General features: G+C 64.1%; 16 protein-coding genes. 12 read left to right on the top strand and 4 right to left on the bottom strand.

The features are described 5' to 3' along the window. The first annotated feature begins 9 nt into the window (after positions 1-9). Complete coding sequence (locus DC522_RS02565; RefSeq protein ID WP_245443921.1) at positions 10-924, top strand: DMT family transporter; 915 nt, start codon at positions 10-12, stop codon at positions 922-924. Positions 925-1,066: 142 nt separating this feature from the next. Here the strand turns inward: DC522_RS02565 and DC522_RS02560 are convergent, their stop codons facing one another. Next, entirely contained in the window at positions 1,067-1,993 is a 927-nt protein-coding gene (locus DC522_RS02560; RefSeq protein WP_116527118.1) for a polyprenyl synthetase family protein, read from the bottom strand. On the opposite strand from DC522_RS02560, the gene mtgA reads away from it, so the two are divergent. From mtgA to DC522_RS02545, 3 genes are all read left to right on the top strand, one after another. Then, positions 1,992-2,783 carry a monofunctional biosynthetic peptidoglycan transglycosylase gene (gene mtgA, locus DC522_RS02555; protein ID WP_371678701.1) on the top strand — a complete coding sequence of 264 codons (792 nt, stop codon included), beginning with the start codon at positions 1,992-1,994 and terminating at the stop codon, positions 2,781-2,783. The genes DC522_RS02560 and mtgA overlap by 2 nt on opposite strands. Positions 2,784-2,927: 144 nt before the next feature. Beyond that, positions 2,928-3,110 (top strand): 50S ribosomal protein L32, encoded by a 183-nt coding sequence (rpmF, locus tag DC522_RS02550; protein ID WP_116527117.1) that lies wholly within the window; start codon positions 2,928-2,930, stop codon positions 3,108-3,110. Between the two features lie 284 nt (positions 3,111-3,394). Next, positions 3,395-5,017 (top strand): EAL domain-containing protein, encoded by a 1,623-nt coding sequence (locus DC522_RS02545; protein ID WP_116527116.1) that lies wholly within the window; start codon positions 3,395-3,397, stop codon positions 5,015-5,017. Between the two features lie 136 nt (positions 5,018-5,153). Here the strand turns inward: DC522_RS02545 and phaR are convergent, their stop codons facing one another. Then, a complete protein-coding gene (gene phaR, locus DC522_RS02540) occupies positions 5,154-5,726 on the bottom strand; it encodes a polyhydroxyalkanoate synthesis repressor PhaR (protein WP_116527115.1) in 573 nt (190 codons plus the stop codon). A 215-nt stretch (positions 5,727-5,941) separates the two neighbouring features. Here phaR and DC522_RS02535 point away from each other — a divergent pair, with 215 nt between their 5' ends. The 4 genes from DC522_RS02535 to DC522_RS02520 all read left to right on the top strand — a co-directional run bounded on the left by DC522_RS02535 (position 5,942) and on the right by DC522_RS02520 (position 10,172). Then, complete coding sequence (locus tag DC522_RS02535) at positions 5,942-7,120, top strand: acetyl-CoA C-acetyltransferase (RefSeq protein ID WP_116527114.1); 1,179 nt, start codon at positions 5,942-5,944, stop codon at positions 7,118-7,120. Between the two features lie 238 nt (positions 7,121-7,358). Beyond that, positions 7,359-8,084 carry an acetoacetyl-CoA reductase gene (gene phbB / locus DC522_RS02530; protein WP_116527113.1) on the top strand — a complete coding sequence of 242 codons (726 nt, stop codon included), beginning with the start codon at positions 7,359-7,361 and terminating at the stop codon, positions 8,082-8,084. Positions 8,085-8,166: 82 nt separating this feature from the next. Next, the gene (locus tag DC522_RS02525) at positions 8,167-8,913 is read left to right on the top strand and encodes an SDR family NAD(P)-dependent oxidoreductase (protein WP_116527112.1); all 747 of its coding nucleotides are present in this window, start codon (positions 8,167-8,169) and stop codon (positions 8,911-8,913) included. Positions 8,914-9,296: 383 nt separating this feature from the next. Continuing rightward, positions 9,297-10,172, top strand: a complete 876-nt coding sequence (locus DC522_RS02520; RefSeq protein ID WP_116527179.1) for a DMT family transporter — start codon at positions 9,297-9,299, stop codon at positions 10,170-10,172. Here the strand turns inward: DC522_RS02520 and DC522_RS02515 are convergent. Next, positions 10,150-10,908, bottom strand: a complete 759-nt coding sequence (locus DC522_RS02515; RefSeq protein ID WP_165820022.1) for a GNAT family N-acetyltransferase — start codon at positions 10,906-10,908, stop codon at positions 10,150-10,152. The two genes, DC522_RS02520 and DC522_RS02515, sit on opposite strands and share 23 nt — an antisense overlap. A 127-nt stretch (positions 10,909-11,035) precedes the next feature. Then, on the bottom strand, positions 11,036-11,803 hold the full coding sequence (gene gloB, locus DC522_RS02510) for a hydroxyacylglutathione hydrolase (protein ID WP_116527110.1): 768 nt from the start codon (positions 11,801-11,803) through the stop codon (positions 11,036-11,038). A gap of 117 nt (positions 11,804-11,920) precedes the next feature. Between gloB and DC522_RS02505 the strand changes: the two genes are divergently transcribed. From DC522_RS02505 to DC522_RS02490, 4 genes are all read left to right on the top strand, one after another. Continuing rightward, on the top strand, positions 11,921-12,664 hold the full coding sequence (locus DC522_RS02505) for a class I SAM-dependent methyltransferase (protein WP_116527178.1): 744 nt from the start codon (positions 11,921-11,923) through the stop codon (positions 12,662-12,664). A 236-nt stretch (positions 12,665-12,900) separates the two neighbouring features. Next, a complete protein-coding gene (locus tag DC522_RS02500) occupies positions 12,901-13,854 on the top strand; it encodes an acetyl-CoA carboxylase carboxyltransferase subunit alpha (protein WP_116527109.1) in 954 nt (317 codons plus the stop codon). Between the two features lie 423 nt (positions 13,855-14,277). After that, complete coding sequence (locus tag DC522_RS02495) at positions 14,278-15,570, top strand: murein L,D-transpeptidase family protein (protein WP_116527177.1); 1,293 nt, start codon at positions 14,278-14,280, stop codon at positions 15,568-15,570. A 128-nt stretch (positions 15,571-15,698) separates the two neighbouring features. Beyond that, positions 15,699-16,610: an oxygenase MpaB family protein gene (locus DC522_RS02490; protein WP_205769469.1), complete on the top strand. Its 912-nt coding sequence runs from the start codon at positions 15,699-15,701 to the stop codon at positions 16,608-16,610. Positions 16,611-16,621 lie beyond the last annotated feature (11 nt).

Below are 16,621 nucleotides of genomic sequence, written 5' to 3'. Positions count from 1 at the left end.
ACTTCTCTCTTGAGCACCGCTCCTTCTTCGTCCACCCCTGCCTTCACCCTCAGCCGCAGCGAGGCTGTGCTGGTGGCCGTCACGATGATCTGGGGCGCAACCTTCCTTACCGTCCAACTCGCTCTGAGCGTGAGCGGACCGTTGTTCTTCGTCGGTCTTCGCTTCGGCACCGCCGCCCTGATGATGGCGCTCATCGCCGCGCCGGTGCTGCGCGGGCTGACGTGGAAGGAGATCAAGGCGGGCGTGATGATCGGGATCGCGATCTTCTTAGGCTACACGCTGCAAACCTGCGGGCTGCAATACATCCCCAGCAGCAAATCGGCCTTCATCACGGCGCTCTATGTGCCCATCGTGCCGCTGCTGCAATGGCTCGTGCTGAAGAAGCCGCCTGGCATCATGGCCTGGACGGGCGTCGCCTTCGCCTTCATCGGCCTCGCGCTGCTGGCAGGTCCCGATGGAACCTCCATCGGCCTTGGTCTCGGTGAATTGCTGACGCTCCTTTCCTCCATCGCCATCTCGGCCGAGATCATCCTCATCGGTGGCTTCGCCGGAAAGGTCGATGCGCGCCGCGTCACCGTCGTGCAGCTCGCGACGACGTCTCTTCTCGCGCTCGGCCTCATGGCGCCGCTCGGTGAGCCGCTGCCGGAACCGTCATGGCTTCTCATCCTCAGCGCTGTCGGTCTCGGGCTTGCCAGCGCCGGCATTCAGCTCGCGATGAACTGGGCGCAGAAGACGGTGTCGCCCACGCGCGCCACGGTGATCTATGCGGGCGAGCCTGTATGGGCCGGAATCGTCGGCCGCATCTATGGCGAGCGGCTGCCTGCCGCTGCATTGATCGGCGCAGCGCTGATCGTTGCCGGCGTGATCGTCAGCGAGATGAAGCTGCCGCGCTGGTTCAGGAGCCGGCAATCGGCGAGCGCATAAGACACATCACACCACCGCCCTCATCCTGAGGAGGATTGCGTCAGCAATCCGTCTCGAAGGAGGTTTCAGAATGCACTGGAGCTTCCTTCGAGACGCAGCCTAAAGGCTGCTTCTCAGGATAGGGGGAGAAGATGGAAACGTACTAAACCTCGCGCTCGACGACGAAACGCACGGCATCGCGCAAGGTCTGCGCCCTCTCGCCGAAACCCTCAAGCGCGGCATCCGCCTTCTCGACGAGCTGACGGCATTCGCGCTTGGCGCCATCGAGTCCGAGCAGATCGACCAGCGTCGCCTTGCCTTTTTCCTGATCCTTGCCCGTGCGCTTGCCGAGCGCCTCAGGCGTTGCCTCGCGGTCGAGGATGTCATCGGCCACCTGGAACGCAGCACCGAGAGCGCGCCCGTACTCCACGAGGCTTCGGCGCGCACCCGCATCGGCCTTTCCGAGGATCGCGCCGGCTTCCACCGAAAAGGCGAGGATCGCGCCCGTCTTCATCATCTGAAGCTGGCGCACCGCCGCTTCGCCCATGGTTACAGCGCCATAGCGGCCCTCCGCCGAGAGATCGAGCAACTGCCCGCCCACCATGCCGCCAAGACCGGAAGCGCGGGCAAGCCCCAGCACGAGATCGGAACGCACGGCGGGATCCGAATCGGTTTCAGGATCGGCCAGCACCTCGAAGGCCAGCGTCTGGAGCGCATCTCCCACGAGAATCGCAGTCGCCTCGTCATAGGCTTTGTGCACCGTGGGACGGCCACGGCGCAGGTCGTCGTCATCCATGGAGGGCAGATCGTCATGCACCAGGGAATAGCAATGCAGGAGCTCGATGGCCGATCCTGCCCGCAACGGGCCCTGCCCCTCGGAGCCGAAGAGACGAGCCGCCTCGATGGTGAGGAAAGGCCTCAATCGCTTGCCGCCTGCCAGTACAGCATGCCGCATGGCCTCCATGAGCCGGGCGGGCCGGGCAATCTCGCCGTGGCGGAGATTGTCTGCTAGCAAGGCTTCGAGATTGGCTTCGACAAGCCTTGCGGCCTCGTTGAGTCGCGCGCTGAAGGTGCTGGTGGATGGCGTCATGATGAGCCCGAATTCGGAAGGGGCGGCCGCTCCCTCCGAGGAGAATGTTGGTGGACGAACGGGCCGGCGATGGACGTTGCGGTGGGAGCACGCGCGCGAGCCGATGACGGCCGCCCGTTTCTTCCGCCGCCTCGTCCAGATCGGCCTTGGCGCTATTCTCTTATGGGTTGGAGCCGTTCTTTGGCTAGGGCTTTCGTACTGGGTCGTGCCCCCGGTCTCGACTCTCATGCTCGGCCGCTGGCTCACCCTGCAGAGCGTGGAACGGGACTACGTGCCCCTCGACGAGATCTCCCCTCACCTGCCGCTCGCGGTCATGACCTCGGAGGACAGCCGGTTCTGCGAGCACATGGGCGTGGACTGGACCGCCCTGCGCGAGGTGGTGGAAGAGGCCGACGAGGACGGGCCCTCCCGCGGGGCCTCGACCATTCCCATGCAGGTGGCCAAGAACCTGTTTCTCACGCCGAGCCGCTCCTATATCCGCAAAGGACTGGAGATACCGGTTGCCCTTTATCTCGACCTCATCTGGTCCAAGCGGCAGATGATGGAAGTCTATCTCAACATAGCCGAGTGGGGCGAAGGGGTCTTCGGAGCCGAAGCTGCGGCGCAGAAATATTTCCGGAAACCCGCCAAGAACCTGACCCGCCGGGAGGCCGCCCTGCTCGCCCGGGCGCTTCCCAATCCGCTCAGGCGCAATCCGGCCCGGCCGACCGCCCGTCTGAGTGCTCTGGCAGGCCAGCTTCAGGCGCGGATGGCGGGGGCTGCCCCCTACAGCGAATGCCTGAAGCCCTGACCTGCGACCACGAAAGCCCTTTTGATGCAGGAAAGGGCTAGATATTTCCTCCAAGACCTTGTATGAGGCGCAACCTCATCAAGTTTGAGATGTGAGCGTTCCCCGGTTGAGCGGGCGCTCCGCTTTTTTGACCGGAGACGAGAAATGGCCGTTCCTAAGAGAAAAACGTCGCCCTCGCGGCGTGGCATGCGTCGCTCCGCCGATGCCTTGAAGGCCCCGACCTACATCGAGGACAAGGATTCCGGCGAGCTTCGCCGTCCTCACCACATCGACCTGAAGACCGGCATGTACCGTGGCCGTCAGGTTCTGAAGGTGAAGGCTGAGTAAGCTGACGCGGCATGCGAGATAAAAGAGCCGGCGCGCAATGCGCCGGTTTTTTTTATGCCCGCAATCCCCAAGAGCATCGTTGACTGCGGAACGGGAGATCCGCGTCAGCGAAAACCGGATCCACTTTTCCGCATAATCCCCAAAATCCCTGATTTTCCTTGATCTTTTACAGTTCATTAAGCCTGAAGGCCGATCCTTGAGCCTCGATTTCGAACGGGGCGAAGCCTTCCGGCGCATCGCGCGTCTCCGCCCCCTCTGTGTTTGCGTATCCGAGGGTGAGAGTGATGGCGACGAAGCGGCCGGGTCGGGCGGGGATTTTTGAAGGAACACCCCGGACGCCGCGCAAGCGCCAAGGCCCTGAGGCCTTCCCGACCTCCCATTCCGGCGCCGCCTATTCCTGGGACATTCTGTCCGACACCCTGGCCTGGAGCCCCAATGCGGCCGCTCTGCTGGGCCTCTCGGCCCGCGATCTGCCACGGACAGGCAAAGCCTTCGCCCAGCTCGTGGAGCCGGGAAGCGGCGCCGACCGCCAGGAGGCGATCGCCGCTGATGGCAATTGCAGCTTCGAGACCCGCTATGCCCTGCGTCTCGGGCCCGATCAGATTCTCATGGTGGAGGATGCGGGCCGCTGGCAGCCGGATATCCAAGGCCGCCCCGCTTTCGTACGGGGCCTGCTGAGGGCCGACAGGAGCTTGGCCCCCCAGGCGCTGCCCGCACGGATCCAGGCCCGGTCCGGCCTGCTGCGGCAGATCCAGAACGGCATCAACGAGGCCCTTCGCCTCTCCCAGACCTGCACCCTGATCGCCGGTTCTCTCGACGGGGAGGATGCGGATGCGCTCGATATCATCGCCCGCAAGCTCCGCCCGATGATGCGGCGGCACGACCATTTCGGGGCCCTGAGCGCGAGCCGCTTTACCCTGACCCTGACCGGCTGCCCGGCCCTGGAGGCCGCCGGCGCCATGAAGCGGGTGGCGAGCTTGCTGAAGGATTGCTCGGGCCGGCTGACCCTCGCCGCCGCCTGCGCTCCCGACCATACGTTCAAGGCCACGAAGCTGCTGCGCTTTGCCGAGCAGGCCCTTGAGGCCGCGCTTGCAGGCCGTGAACCCTTCAAGCTCTACGATTCCCGGCCCGCGCCCCGTTCTGCAGCGGCCGAGAAGGCCCCCTTCGATGTAGTGGCGGCCCTTAACGCTAGGCGCCTGACCCTGGCCTGCCGGCCCATGATCGACGCCCACAGCCGCAGCCCCGTTCTGATGCAGGCCATGGCCGCCCTGCCCGACCCCAACGGGCGAATGATCTCGCTCGGTCCGGTACCTGCTCTGAACGATGCGAACCTGAGCCTCCTCGTGGACGGGCGCATGCTGGAACTGGCGGCGGATTACCTCGCCTGCCACCGCCAAGAGCGCCTTGCCCTGCCGGTCTCCCCCGCAACCTTGAAGGATGCGCAATGGCTGCCGATGCTCGCCGCCCATCTCGGCGCGCGGCCTGGCATCGAGTCCCGCCTCGTGATCGCGGTGCCTGAGATCGCGCTGGCCAAGGATGCGTCGCTCGTCGGACGTCTCCATGCCATGAAGGCCATCGGCATCGGCCTGTCGCTGTCCGGCTTCGGCCTCGGGCATGTGTCGCCGGCAGCCCTGCGCCACATGCCCTTCGACATGCTGAAAATCGACGGCGTCTTCATCCAACCGCTCAAGCGCTCGACGGAGGGTCGCCTCTTCGTGCGCGCCCTCGTCGATCGGGCGCAGACCATGGGTATCGCCATTGCCGCCGAGTGGGTGGACGACGAGGCAAGCGCGCGGCTGCTGACCGCCTGGGGCGTGGATTACCTGGAAGGCGCTCTGTTCGGCGAGCCGGAGGCTGTCGTGCAACCTCAGAATCTGCAGCAGATGCTGAAGAAGGCCAGGGCCTGAGCCATGACTGCTTTCCTCCACCCCGTCATCACCGGCCTTGTGCCGGTGACCCCGCTTCGGTGAGGCGCAGGGAGCGCCTTTCTCATCGAGATGGCCGGGACAAGCCCGGCCATGACGAGGAAGAGATAAACTAGCTTTACTTGTTCGCCAGCCTGTCGAGCTTGGCCTGCATGTCGGCCATCTGGCGCTTGAGGGCGTCGAGGTCGCTGGGCTCCTCGGCTTGAGGAGGAGCCTTCGCGGGAGCGCCGGCCCCTCCCTGAGGGAAAGGCGAGAACATGCGCATGGCTTCGGTGAAGAAGCTCATGTTCTTGCGCACCTGCTCCTCCATGGCCTGGAAGGCCGAAGGGCCGAAGGCCTGGGCCATCTGGTCCCTGAGCTTCTGCTGCTCCTGGGACAGATTGTTCATGGAAAATTCGAGATAGCTCGGCACCAGGGCCTGCATGCTGTCGCCATAGAAGCGGATGAGCTGGCGAAGCACCGTCACGGGCAGAAGGTTCTGCCCTTCCTTGTTCTCCTGCTCGAAGATGATCTGGGTCAGGACGCTGCGGGTGATATCCTCGCCCGACTTTGCGTCGTAGACCACGAAATCCTCGCCCTGGCGGACCATGCCGGCCAGATCTTCCAGCGTCACATAGGTCGAGGTGCCGGTGTGATAGAGGCGGCGGTTGGCATATTTCTTGATGACAGTCGGCTGTTTTTCCGTCGCCATGTGGCCCGATACGCTCCTGAAAACCGGTGGCCGGGGCTCCCAGAGGGATCTCAGCCGCCTTAACGATTATAAGCCTTATGCTCCGCGATCAAAGCGCCAAAAGTCTAAGAGCATCCCGGCCGGGTTGATCTATCCTGTTCTTGACATCCCCCCATATGGGGCTTTGATCGCACAAGCACTATTTCATTCAAGAGTACGAGAGACAGGAGAGAGGAATGGCCCAAGACAGCATCGTCATCGTCGGCGCCGCGCGCACCGCGGTCGGCTCCTTCAACGGCGCTTTTGCCAATACCCCGGCTCATGAGCTGGGCGCCGTCGCCATCAAGGCGGCCCTCGAGCGCGCCAAGGTCGACGCAGGTGAGGTGGACGAGGTGATCCTCGGCCAGATCCTCACCGCAGGCCAGGGCCAGAACCCGGCCCGTCAGGCCGCCATGGCTGCGGGCGTGCCGCAGGAGAAGACCGCCTGGGGCCTCAACCAGCTCTGCGGCTCGGGTCTTCGCACCGTCGCCATCGGCATGCAGCAGATCGCCAACGGCGATGCCAGCGTCATCGTGGCCGGCGGCCAGGAATCCATGTCGCTCGCCCCGCATGCCGCGTATATGCGCGCCGGCACCAAGATGGGCGACTTCAAGCTCGTCGACACCATGCTGAAGGACGGCCTGATGGATGCCTTCAACGGCTACCACATGGGCAACACCGCCGAGAACGTGGCCCAGCGCTGGCAGCTGACCCGCGAGGAGCAGGACCAGTTCGCCACCGCCTCCCAGAACAAGGCCGAGGCCGCGCAGAAGGAAGGCCGCTTCAAGGACGAGGTCACGCCCGTCACCATCTCGACCCGCAAGGGCGACATCGTCGTGGACCAGGACGAGTACATCCGCGCCGGCACGACCGTCGAGGCGCTCGCCAAGCTGAGGCCTGCCTTCTCGAAGGACGGCACGGTGACCGCCGGCAATGCCTCGGGCATCAATGACGGCGCCGCCGCCCTCGTGCTCATGACGGAGGCCGAAGCGCAGAAGCGCGGGCTCACGCCGCTTGCCCGCATCGCCTCCTGGGCGACGGCCGGCGTCGATCCGGCCGTCATGGGCACGGGCCCGATCCCGGCCTCCCGCAAGGCGTTGGAGAAGGCCGGCTGGAAGGTTCAGGACCTCGAGCTCGTGGAAGCGAACGAGGCCTTCGCGGCTCAGGCGCTCGCGGTCAACAAGGATATGGGCTGGGATCCGTCCATCGTGAACGTGAACGGTGGCGCCATCGCCATCGGTCACCCGATCGGCGCCTCCGGCGCGCGCGTGCTCGTGACCCTGCTGCACGAGATGGGCCGCCGCAACGCCAAAAAGGGCCTCGCCACCCTCTGCATCGGCGGCGGCATGGGCGTTGCCATGTGCCTGGAGCGCTAAGACGCTTCTGGCAGACCTCTTCTCAGCACTATTGCTGATCATCGAGACGGCTTGCACCTCAAAAGGTGCAAGCCGTTTTCGTTAGGCCAAATGGCCTAAGTGAAATAACGGGCCTACACCCTTCCACACCGCGCCACATGTAATAAGCTGGGACTGGAAGTTGCCGGCCAACGGCACTCCACCTCACCATGGGATTCACCAGAGATCCACCAAGGAAACGCTTGAGGAAGGAAACAGTATGGCGCGCGTTGCATTGGTCACCGGAGGCACCCGCGGCATCGGCGCCGCGATCTCAAAAGGCTTGAAAGACGCAGGCTACAAGGTTGCCGCCAATTACGGCGGCAATGACGAAGCCGCCAATCAGTTCAAGACAGAGACCGGCATCCCGGTCTTCAAGTTCGATGTTTCCGATTCGGCATCCAGCGAGAGCGGCATCAGAGCCGTCGAAGCCGAACTCGGCCCGGTCGACATCCTGGTCAACAACGCAGGCATCACCCGCGACGGCATGTTCCACAAGATGACGTTCGATCAATGGTCCGCCGTGATCCGCACCAACCTCGATTCCATGTTCACCTGTACGCGTCCCGTGATCGAGGGCATGCGCGAGCGCGGCTTCGGCCGCATCATCGTGATCTCGTCCGTTAACGGCCAGAAGGGCCAGATGGGCCAGGCGAACTATTCCGCCGCCAAAGCCGGCGTGATCGGCTTCGCCAAGGCGCTCGCGCAGGAGAATGCGAACAAGGGCATCACGGTGAACGTGATCGCCCCCGGCTACATCGCCACCGAGATGGTGAGGGCCGTTCCCGAGGAAGTGCTGAAATCCAAGATCCTGCCGCTCATTCCGGTCGGCCGCCTCGGCGAGGCCGAGGAGATCGCGCGCGGCGTGCTGTTCCTTGCCAGCGACGAGGCCGGCTTCGTGACCGGCTCGACTCTCACCATCAATGGCGGCCAGTACATGGCCTGACAAAAGGGCTGTCCCGGACGCAGCATTGGCCCTGCGTCCGGGCTCGTACACGCGCTGCACAATCTTTCGGATGGGGCAATGAATGAATCGGATCGACATGGCAGGCCGGACCGTGGTCGTCACCGGCGGAGCGCGGGGCATCGGCTATGCCATCGGCGAGAGGCTCGTTCAGTCGGGCGCGAGAGTCGCCATCTGGGATCTGCACCTCGAGGACGCTGAGGCGAGTGCCGCCGCCCTTTCCAAGGACTGCGTCGGCCTCAGCGTCGATGTGGCGGACAGCCTCTCCGTCGAGCACGCCACGCAGCAGACACGCGCCGCTTTCGAGCGCATCGACGGGCTGGTGAACGGGGCCGGCATTACCGGCCCGGTCAAGCCCTTGACGGAGTATTCGGCTGACGAATGGCGCAGCGTCGTCGAGGTCAACCTGACGGGGACCTTCAACTGCTGCCGGTCCATCGTGCCGATCATGCAGGAGAACAACTACGGCCGTATCGTCAACATCGCGTCGGTCGCCGGCAAGGAGGGCAATCCCAATCTCGCCGCCTACAGTGCCGCAAAGGCCGGCGTGATCGGCCTTACCAAATCACTCGGCAAGGAGCTCGCGAAGACGGGTATCGCCGTCAACTGCATCACGCCTACCACCGCCAAGACCAAGATCCTCGACACGCTGACGCCGGAATTCATCGAATACATGCGTGTGCGAATTCCACGGGACCGCTTCGTTGAACTGCACGAGATCGCCGCCATGGTGGCCTGGCTTCTCTCCGAGGAGAACTCCTTCACGACGGCCGCCACCTTCGACCTGAGCGGCGGGCGCACGACCTATTAGGGTCGTCTCACAAAACACCGCCCTCATCCTGAGAATCTGGCTCACAAAGATTGTGACGCATGTTTCCCTCCCCCTGGCGGGGAGGGCCAGGGTGGGGATCGGAAAGTCGGAGCGCTGCGACATTCCAGAGAGCACAACACTCATGCAACGTCATGGCCGGGCTTGTCCCGGCCATCCCGATCGGCAAAGCGTCATGCTCCACGCATCGGGATCACCGGCACAAGGCCGGTGATGACAGTTCTGCTGGTTTCATCACTCACCCGGTCGCACCACTCCCACCCCTGCCCCTCCCCGCAAGGGGGGAGGGAAATCACGCCTTTACTGGCAGCAACGCCACTCTCTGCTTCGCTTTCTTACGGATGACATGCTAGGTGGCGGGCATCATGACGACTCGCACCGCCACCTCCATCGGCCTCACCGCCATCCTGCTCTGGTCCATGCTCGCCCTTTTCACGGCAGCCACGGGCAAGATCCCTCCATTCCAGCTCAACGCCATGACCTTTCTCGTTGGCGGGCTTGTCGGCATGGTGAGCTGGATCGCGCGCCCCGAAGGCATCAAGGCGCTGCGCCAGAAGCCTGTCGTCTGGGCGCTTGGGATTGGCGGCCTGTTCGGCTATCACGCGCTTTATTTCGCAGCGCTCCGCTGGGCGCCGCCGGCTGAGTCGGGCCTGATCAATTATCTCTGGCCGCTTCTGATCGTGCTGTTCTCGTCACTGCTTCCAGGCGAGCATTTGCGCCCCGCGCACCTTGTCGGCGCGCTTCTGGGATTTGCGGGTGTCGTCGTGCTGATCGCCGGGCGCGGCGCATTCGATGCACGGGCGGAGTATCTGCCCGGCTATCTGTGTGCCTTCGTGGCCGCCTTCGTTTGGGGGGCCTACTCGGTGCTCTCGCGGCGCTTCGGCCAGGTGCCGACCGATGCGGTGGCCGGATTCTGCCTCATGACATCGCTGTTGAGCTGGGTCTGCCACTTCGCCTTCGAGACCACGGTGTGGCCGGAGACGACGACGCAATGGCTGGCCGTTCTCGCGCTGGGCTTGGGCCCCGTGGGCGCGGCCTTCTATGTCTGGGACATCGGCATGAAGCGCGGCGACATTCGCCTTCTCGGTGTTGCATCCTATGCGGCACCCGTGCTCTCGACGCTCCTGCTCGTTCTCGCTGGCTACGCAGAGCCGACGCTGACGCTCGCGCTCTCCTGCGGCCTTATCGTTGCAGGGGCACTCGTTGCTACATTGACACCTAGGCGGACCGTCCGGGCATGACCCGGTGGGTGTAGCGGTAGGCCGTCTCGAAGCCGACCGTCTTATAAAGCGAGAGTGCGACCTCGTTCTCTTCGCGCACCTGGAGATAGGCGCTATGCGCGCCCTCCTGGCAACCCCAAGCCATGAGGCTCGCGACGACGCGGCGGCCAAGGCCGATGCCGCGCAGTTCGGGCAACACCACGACGTCGTAGAGCCCAATATAGCCGCGCTCGACAACGCCCAAGCCCCAGGCCACCGGCTTCTCGTCGAGGTCGAGCGTGGCGAAGGCCGCTTTCGGACGGATGCGGGAGACGATCTGCATCAGGGTCGCGTCGTCGGCCTTGTCGCCGCCATAGGCTTCCGCCGCCTCGCGCACCCAACGCTTGGAGGCATGCGGCTCAAGACCGATCTCGGGATCGACTTCGCAATCCCCAGCCTTGATCGGCGCCATAAGCACATGCGTCGGCTCGATTTCCTTGAAGCCGCGCATTCTCAGGCGCTCGTCCACATCCGCAGACTGTAATCCATTCAGGCGGAAGGTGGGGCGCACATTCGCCTCGACGAAGCGGGCGATCATGTAATCGATGAGCTCTTCGTCGAGATCAGCATTCGGCAGGAAGGGCGTCGCGGAATTGGCGCGCTTGGAATAGCCGTTGGCGAGACGCAGGATCCAGCCCTCATAGGCTTGATAGTCGAACGACGGCCAAGCGTTCAGGAGCCTGCTTTCGAGTCCGATGATGAGGCTGTGGTCGTTCATGGGACGTGCCGCTCCTGCCATGCTGTCCTCTAGAGCCGCTTCCACTTGCGTGGAATCTGCTCCCTTCTTTGCTCAGCCGCATTTTTGAACGGCGAACCGGATCCACTTCGCCGAAAAATGCTCTCCGTCAGAACCTGTTCTTCCATTCCCGCAGGGATTGGAAGACCTCCACGGGCGCAGCCCCTTCCTTATGAACGGTTTTCGCGAGCGCAGGCTCCCCTGCTCGCAAGAAGGGATTGGTGGCCTTTTCCTGTCCGACGGTCGTCGGCACGAGGAAGCGCCCTTCCGCCTTCGCCTGCTCGGCCTCCCGAGCACGTGCCTTCAGCGCGGCATTGTCAGGATCGGCCGCCAGCGCGAAGCGCGCGTTCGAGAGCGTGTAGTCGTGGCCGCAATAAACGCGCGTGTCATCGGGCAAAGCGGCAAGCCGCTGCAGCGTGCGCCAGAAATCGGCATAGGTGCCCTCGAACATGCGTCCGCAGCCGAGGGTGAAGAGGGTATCGCCTGCGAACAATGCGCTATCCTCATCGAACCAATAGGATACGTGATCGGCGCAATGGCCTGGCGTTTCGAGAACCCTGGCTTGGAGGGTGCCCACCAGGACCCCATCGCCTTCGCGAACCCACAGATCAGCGCTCGGCACCGCCTCGCGGGCCTTGGCGGGCGCCACAACCCGGCAGCCGGTGCGGCCCTTCAAGGCATCGATGGCCTGCACGTGATCGCTGTGACGATGGGTGACGAGAATGTCGGTGAGGCTCCATCCTGTCTCGGCGAGAGCCGCGAGGATCGGCCCCTCCTCGGGCGCGTCGATCGCGGCGCAGGCGCCCGTCTTGGGATCGTGGATCAGAACACCGATATTGTCCTGCAGGCAGAGAAAGGCGTGGATCTGGGCTGACATCGAGGAACCTTGTCTTGATGCGCTCTGAGCTATCATGGAACACTCGAACCTTGAAACCAGATCCCGCTCCGACATGAAAGGTTGTCGGGCCGGATCGAAAGGCACCGTGACGAGGCCATGAGCATCGACATCACCGACCTGCGCAGCTTCTATGCGAGCCCCCTCGGGGCCGTGACGCGCCGCTATGTCGGCCGGGCGGTCGATAAATTCTGGGGGCCGCTGACGGGCCTGCGCGTGCTCGGCCTCGGCTATGCGCCGCCGTACCTCTCGGGCGTGAAGGGCGATTGCGAGCGCGCGCTCGCCTTCATGCCCGCAAGCCAGGGCGTGGTGAACTGGCCGAGCACCGGAGCCTCGGCCTCGGCGCTCGTCGATCCGCTCATGATGCCCCTGCCGGACGCCTCCATCGACCGCGTGCTCGTGGTCCACGCTCTCGAGACCGTGGAGAGCCCGAGCGAGCTTTTGCACGAGATCTGGCGCATCCTGACCCCCGGCGGACGCATCATCATGGTCGCCCCCAACCGGCGGGGCCTTTGGGCGCGGATGGACACCACCCCCTTCGGCTATGGCCAGCCCTATAGCCGGTCGCAGCTCAAAAGCCTGATGCGGCAGACCTGGTTCTCGCCGGAAGGATGGGCCGAAACCCTCTACGTGCCGCCCCTCACCAACCGCCTGGTGCTCAGCACCGCCCAGGCCTGGGAGCGGATCGGCTCGGGCTTCTCCCTGCCCTTCGCGGGCCTTCACATCGTGGAGGCCACCAAGCAGCTCTATCGCCCCGGCACCGCCATGGCGGTGCGCCGCGCTCGCCGGGCGGCTCCGGTTTTCGTACCGGCACCGGCGACCCGGATGGGCGGCCTCCCTTGATTTCGCCCGGTTTTAGGGGAGTAAGACAGGGCTCAACTTGACTTGGACCGCCTAAATCGCCAGTGTCCGCCCGTCCCGGCGAGGCTATTCAGTCACGCCGGCATTCATTTTCCATAGAGCATCGTGCGGAAAAGTGGATCCGGTTTCCGCCCGGACGATGCTCTTGTTTAAGGAGAAAGCATCGGGTTGGTCCCAAAAGTGCAAATCCACTTTTGGGCCCGATGCAGTAGAGTCTGATGCGCAGTTATCTCGATTTCGAAAAGCCCGTCGCCGAGCTCGAGGCGAAGGTCGAAGAGCTCCGTGCCCTTGGTGAGAACCGGGATGCCGTTTCCATTTCGGATGACGTCTTGCGCCTCGAGGCCAAGGCGGCCGAGGCCCTGAAGGATCTCTATTCCAGGCTCACGCCCTGGCAGAAGACCCTGGTCGCGCGCCATCCGCAGCGGCCTCATTTCGTCGATTACTGCGCGGGCCTCATCACCGAGTTCACGCCGCTCTCCGGCGACCGCAAGTTCGCCGATGACGAGGCGATTCTCGCCGGCTTCGGCCGCTTCCGGGGCCAGCCCGTCTGCGTGCTGGGCCAGGAGAAGGGCCATAACACGGAAACCCGCATCCGGCACAATTTCGGCATGGCCCGCCCCGAGGGCTATCGCAAGGCCGCGCGCCTGATGGAGATGGCGGACCGGTTCAGCCTGCCGGTGATCTCCTTCGTGGACACCGCCGGCGCCTATCCGGGCATCGAGGCGGAGGAGCGCGGCCAGGCCGAGGCCATCGCCCGCTCGACAGAGATGCAGTTAGGCCTTGGCGTCCCGAACGTGTCCATCATCATCGGAGAGGGCGGCTCGGGCGGCGCGATTGCGATCGCCACCGCCAACAAGGTGCTGATGATGGAGCATGCCATCTACAGCGTGATCTCGCCGGAAGGCGCGGCCTCGATCCTCTGGCGCGACGCGGCTCGCGCCCAGGACGCCGCCACCAACATGAAGATCACCGCCCAGGACCTCCTGCGGCTCGGCATCATCGACGGCATCGTCACCGAGCCCGTGGGCGGCGCCCACCGGGATCCGGAGGCCGCCATCAAGGCGGCCGGCAATGCCATCGAGGAAGCCCTGCACGATCTCGGCAATATGGGCCCCGCGGAGATTCGGGATCACCGGGCCGAGAAGTTCCTCAATATCGGCCGCAAGCTCTAAGCAGCCGAGATGTGCTTCGCACGTCATCACCGGCCTTGTGCCGGTGATCTCGCTTTGCCTTTGTCTCTGTCCTTATCCTGAGGAGCAGAGTTTCCAAAGATCGGGATGGCCGGCACAAGGCCGGCCATGACGTGGAGAGCTTGGGGTTCGGTTGAAGTCTCACTCAGTCGCCCCTGCCCCTCCCCGCGAGGGGGAACCGGACGGCCCCGACGCTTTACAGGCACCTGAATACCTCCGGAGAGGTGACTCGTCGGGACGAGAAACCCAGTAATACATTCCCCTAAAGAGGCGAATTTACCTCCCATTAACCATGACTCCATCACCACCCCGCTTGCAGTAAGGGGCAGTTAAGGCTAACGATTTAAGCGTTAAGGGGAACTGTCAGGCATAATGCCGGCAGATCAGAAGATTGCGGGGTCCCCCATGTTGAAGCGTATCGCACTGGCTGCGAGCCTGGCGCTCGCGCTTGCGGCCTGCCAGGACGAGAATCTCGCCCGAGGCTCCACGCGCCACCTTGTGCCGATTCCGCCGGCTGCCATGGCCCTCATGTCCGCCAAGGGCATGACCAAGGACGATCCGATCCTGATCCGAGCCTACAAGAAGGAATCGGAGCTGGAGGTCTGGAAGCGCGGCTCCAACGGCAAGTACGCTCTCCTCAAGACTTACCCCATCTGCCGCTGGTCCGGCCAGCTAGGCCCGAAGACCCGCGAGGGCGACCGTCAGGTGCCGGAAGGCTTCTACACGGTCACTCCGGCGCAGATGAACCCGAATTCCGCCTATTACCTGTCGTTCGATACCGGCTACCCGAATGTGTATGACCGTTCGCTGGGCCGCAACGGCGGCGACATCATGGTTCACGGCTCGTGCACCTCGCGCGGGTGCTTTGCCATGACTGACCAGAACGTCGCGGAGATCTACGCCATCGCCCGCGAGGCGTTCGCCAGCGGACAGCGCGCCTTCCAGTTCCAGTCCTATCCGTTCCGGATGACGGCCGAGAACCTCGCCAAGCACCGCCTCGATCCGAACATCGCGTTCTGGAAGAACCTGAAGGAAGGTTCCGATACCTTCGAGGTGACGAAGGAAGAGGTGCAGGTGGCGGTCACCAACAAGCGCTATCAGTTCGGCAAGGACGCTTCCGTGGCTGAGGCCGTGATGCAGAAGCAGAGCCAGGACGAGAAGGAAGTGGCCGATCTCGTCGCCCGCGGCACGAAGCCGATCAAGCTCGTGTACAACGACGGCGACACGCACGAATCCTTCCGCACGGCTCTCGCCAATGTCACGGGCGTGAGCGATCCCAAGCTCGGTTACGTGAGCCGCATCGAAGGCATCTCCTCCGGCCCGCAGCAGGTCGCGCTCGACGACAGCGGCCGCGAGAAGATCGAGACGCCGACGACGGCTCTCGCCTTCGCCTCGATGAAGGAAGTGCCGGCAGAGGCTCCTCAGCCGAAGGCTGTCGCCTCGGCTCAGCCGGCTGCTGCTCCTGCTCCCGCCGCTGCCACGACGACGTCGGCCTCGCAGGAGACCCCCTTCTACAAGAAGATGTTCGGCGGCGTCGCCGACCTCTTCAGCACCTCGTCGTCACAGCCTGCCGCCGAGACGGCCCAGGCCGCGCCGACAACGGCTCCCACTGCTGCTCCCGCCGCCAAGATTCCGGCGAAGCCGCAGAAGCGTGCCGAGGCCATCTCGGGTGTGAAGGTGGCTCAGGTCAGGAACTGAGCGGTATTACGGTAAATCCTGACGCAAAGCCCGCCCTTACGGCGGGCTTTTTTATTGGGCTGCGGGCGGGCTGAGGACAGCGCGGCAACCTTCCGGCTTTCAAGTGGATTGTCGATCGGAGGTTCGCCGTGTTCTACGATCCGAGTGTCATCACCTTGCCTGGGCCGCTGCACGCGCAAATCGATCGTTTGGCTCAATCGCTCCTTCAGCCTGTCCAGACCATCGACTTTTCCGTTCCGCCTCTGGAGCCTGCGCTGATTCCGGCCGAATCGGTGTCCTGGCGCATCTTCAAGAATCCCGTTGCCGTCTTCATCGGCGGCGTGACGGCGGTCCTGCTGGAATTCGCCGAACCCCGCGTCCGCGACGGCGTCTGGCAGCACAGCAGCTTCCGGTCGGATCCGCTGAACCGGCTGCGGCGAACCGGGCTCGCCGCGATGATCACCATCTACGGCCCGCGCAGCAAGGCGGAAGCCATGATTGCCGGTGTCGTCAGGAGACATGAGCGCGTCGTTGGGCAAACCAGCGAGGGCGAACCGTATCATGCAAACGATCCGATGCTCCTCAATTGGGTCCACACAACCGCAGGCTTCGGCTTCACGGAGGCCTACCACGCATATGTGAGGGAGCTGACCGCGGATGAGCGCAGTTCGTTGTTCACCGAGGCCTCACCGATTGCGCGGCTTTACGGGGCTGTCGGTGCCCCCGCATCGCAATGCGAACGCGATACCATGTTTGAGAGCATGCAGCCGAGGCTTGTCGCATCGCCCATCGTGCTCGAGTTTCTGGACATCATGGCGCAGGCTCCGATCCTGCCGGGTCCAGCGCGTCCCTTGCAACGGATCCTGCTCAAGGCAGCCGTCGAGATCCTGCCGCCCTGGATGCGCGAGCGGCTCGGGCTTAAGGCTGCATGGTCCCTCAATTCCGTCGAGCGGATTCTGGTGCTCAGCATCGCCAAGGCAGGCGAGCGGCTCGTTCTTCCGTCATCGCCTGCCATCCAGTCGTGCCGCCGTCTCGGCCTGCCCGACGATTATCTCTATTAAGACTGAGAAGC

This window comes from Microvirga sp. KLBC 81 (assembly GCF_003075415.1).
GTDB lineage: Bacteria > Pseudomonadota > Alphaproteobacteria > Rhizobiales > Beijerinckiaceae > Microvirga.
The sequence above is the reverse complement of the archived record's forward strand: the minus strand, read 5'-3'. Positions and strand labels throughout refer to the sequence as shown.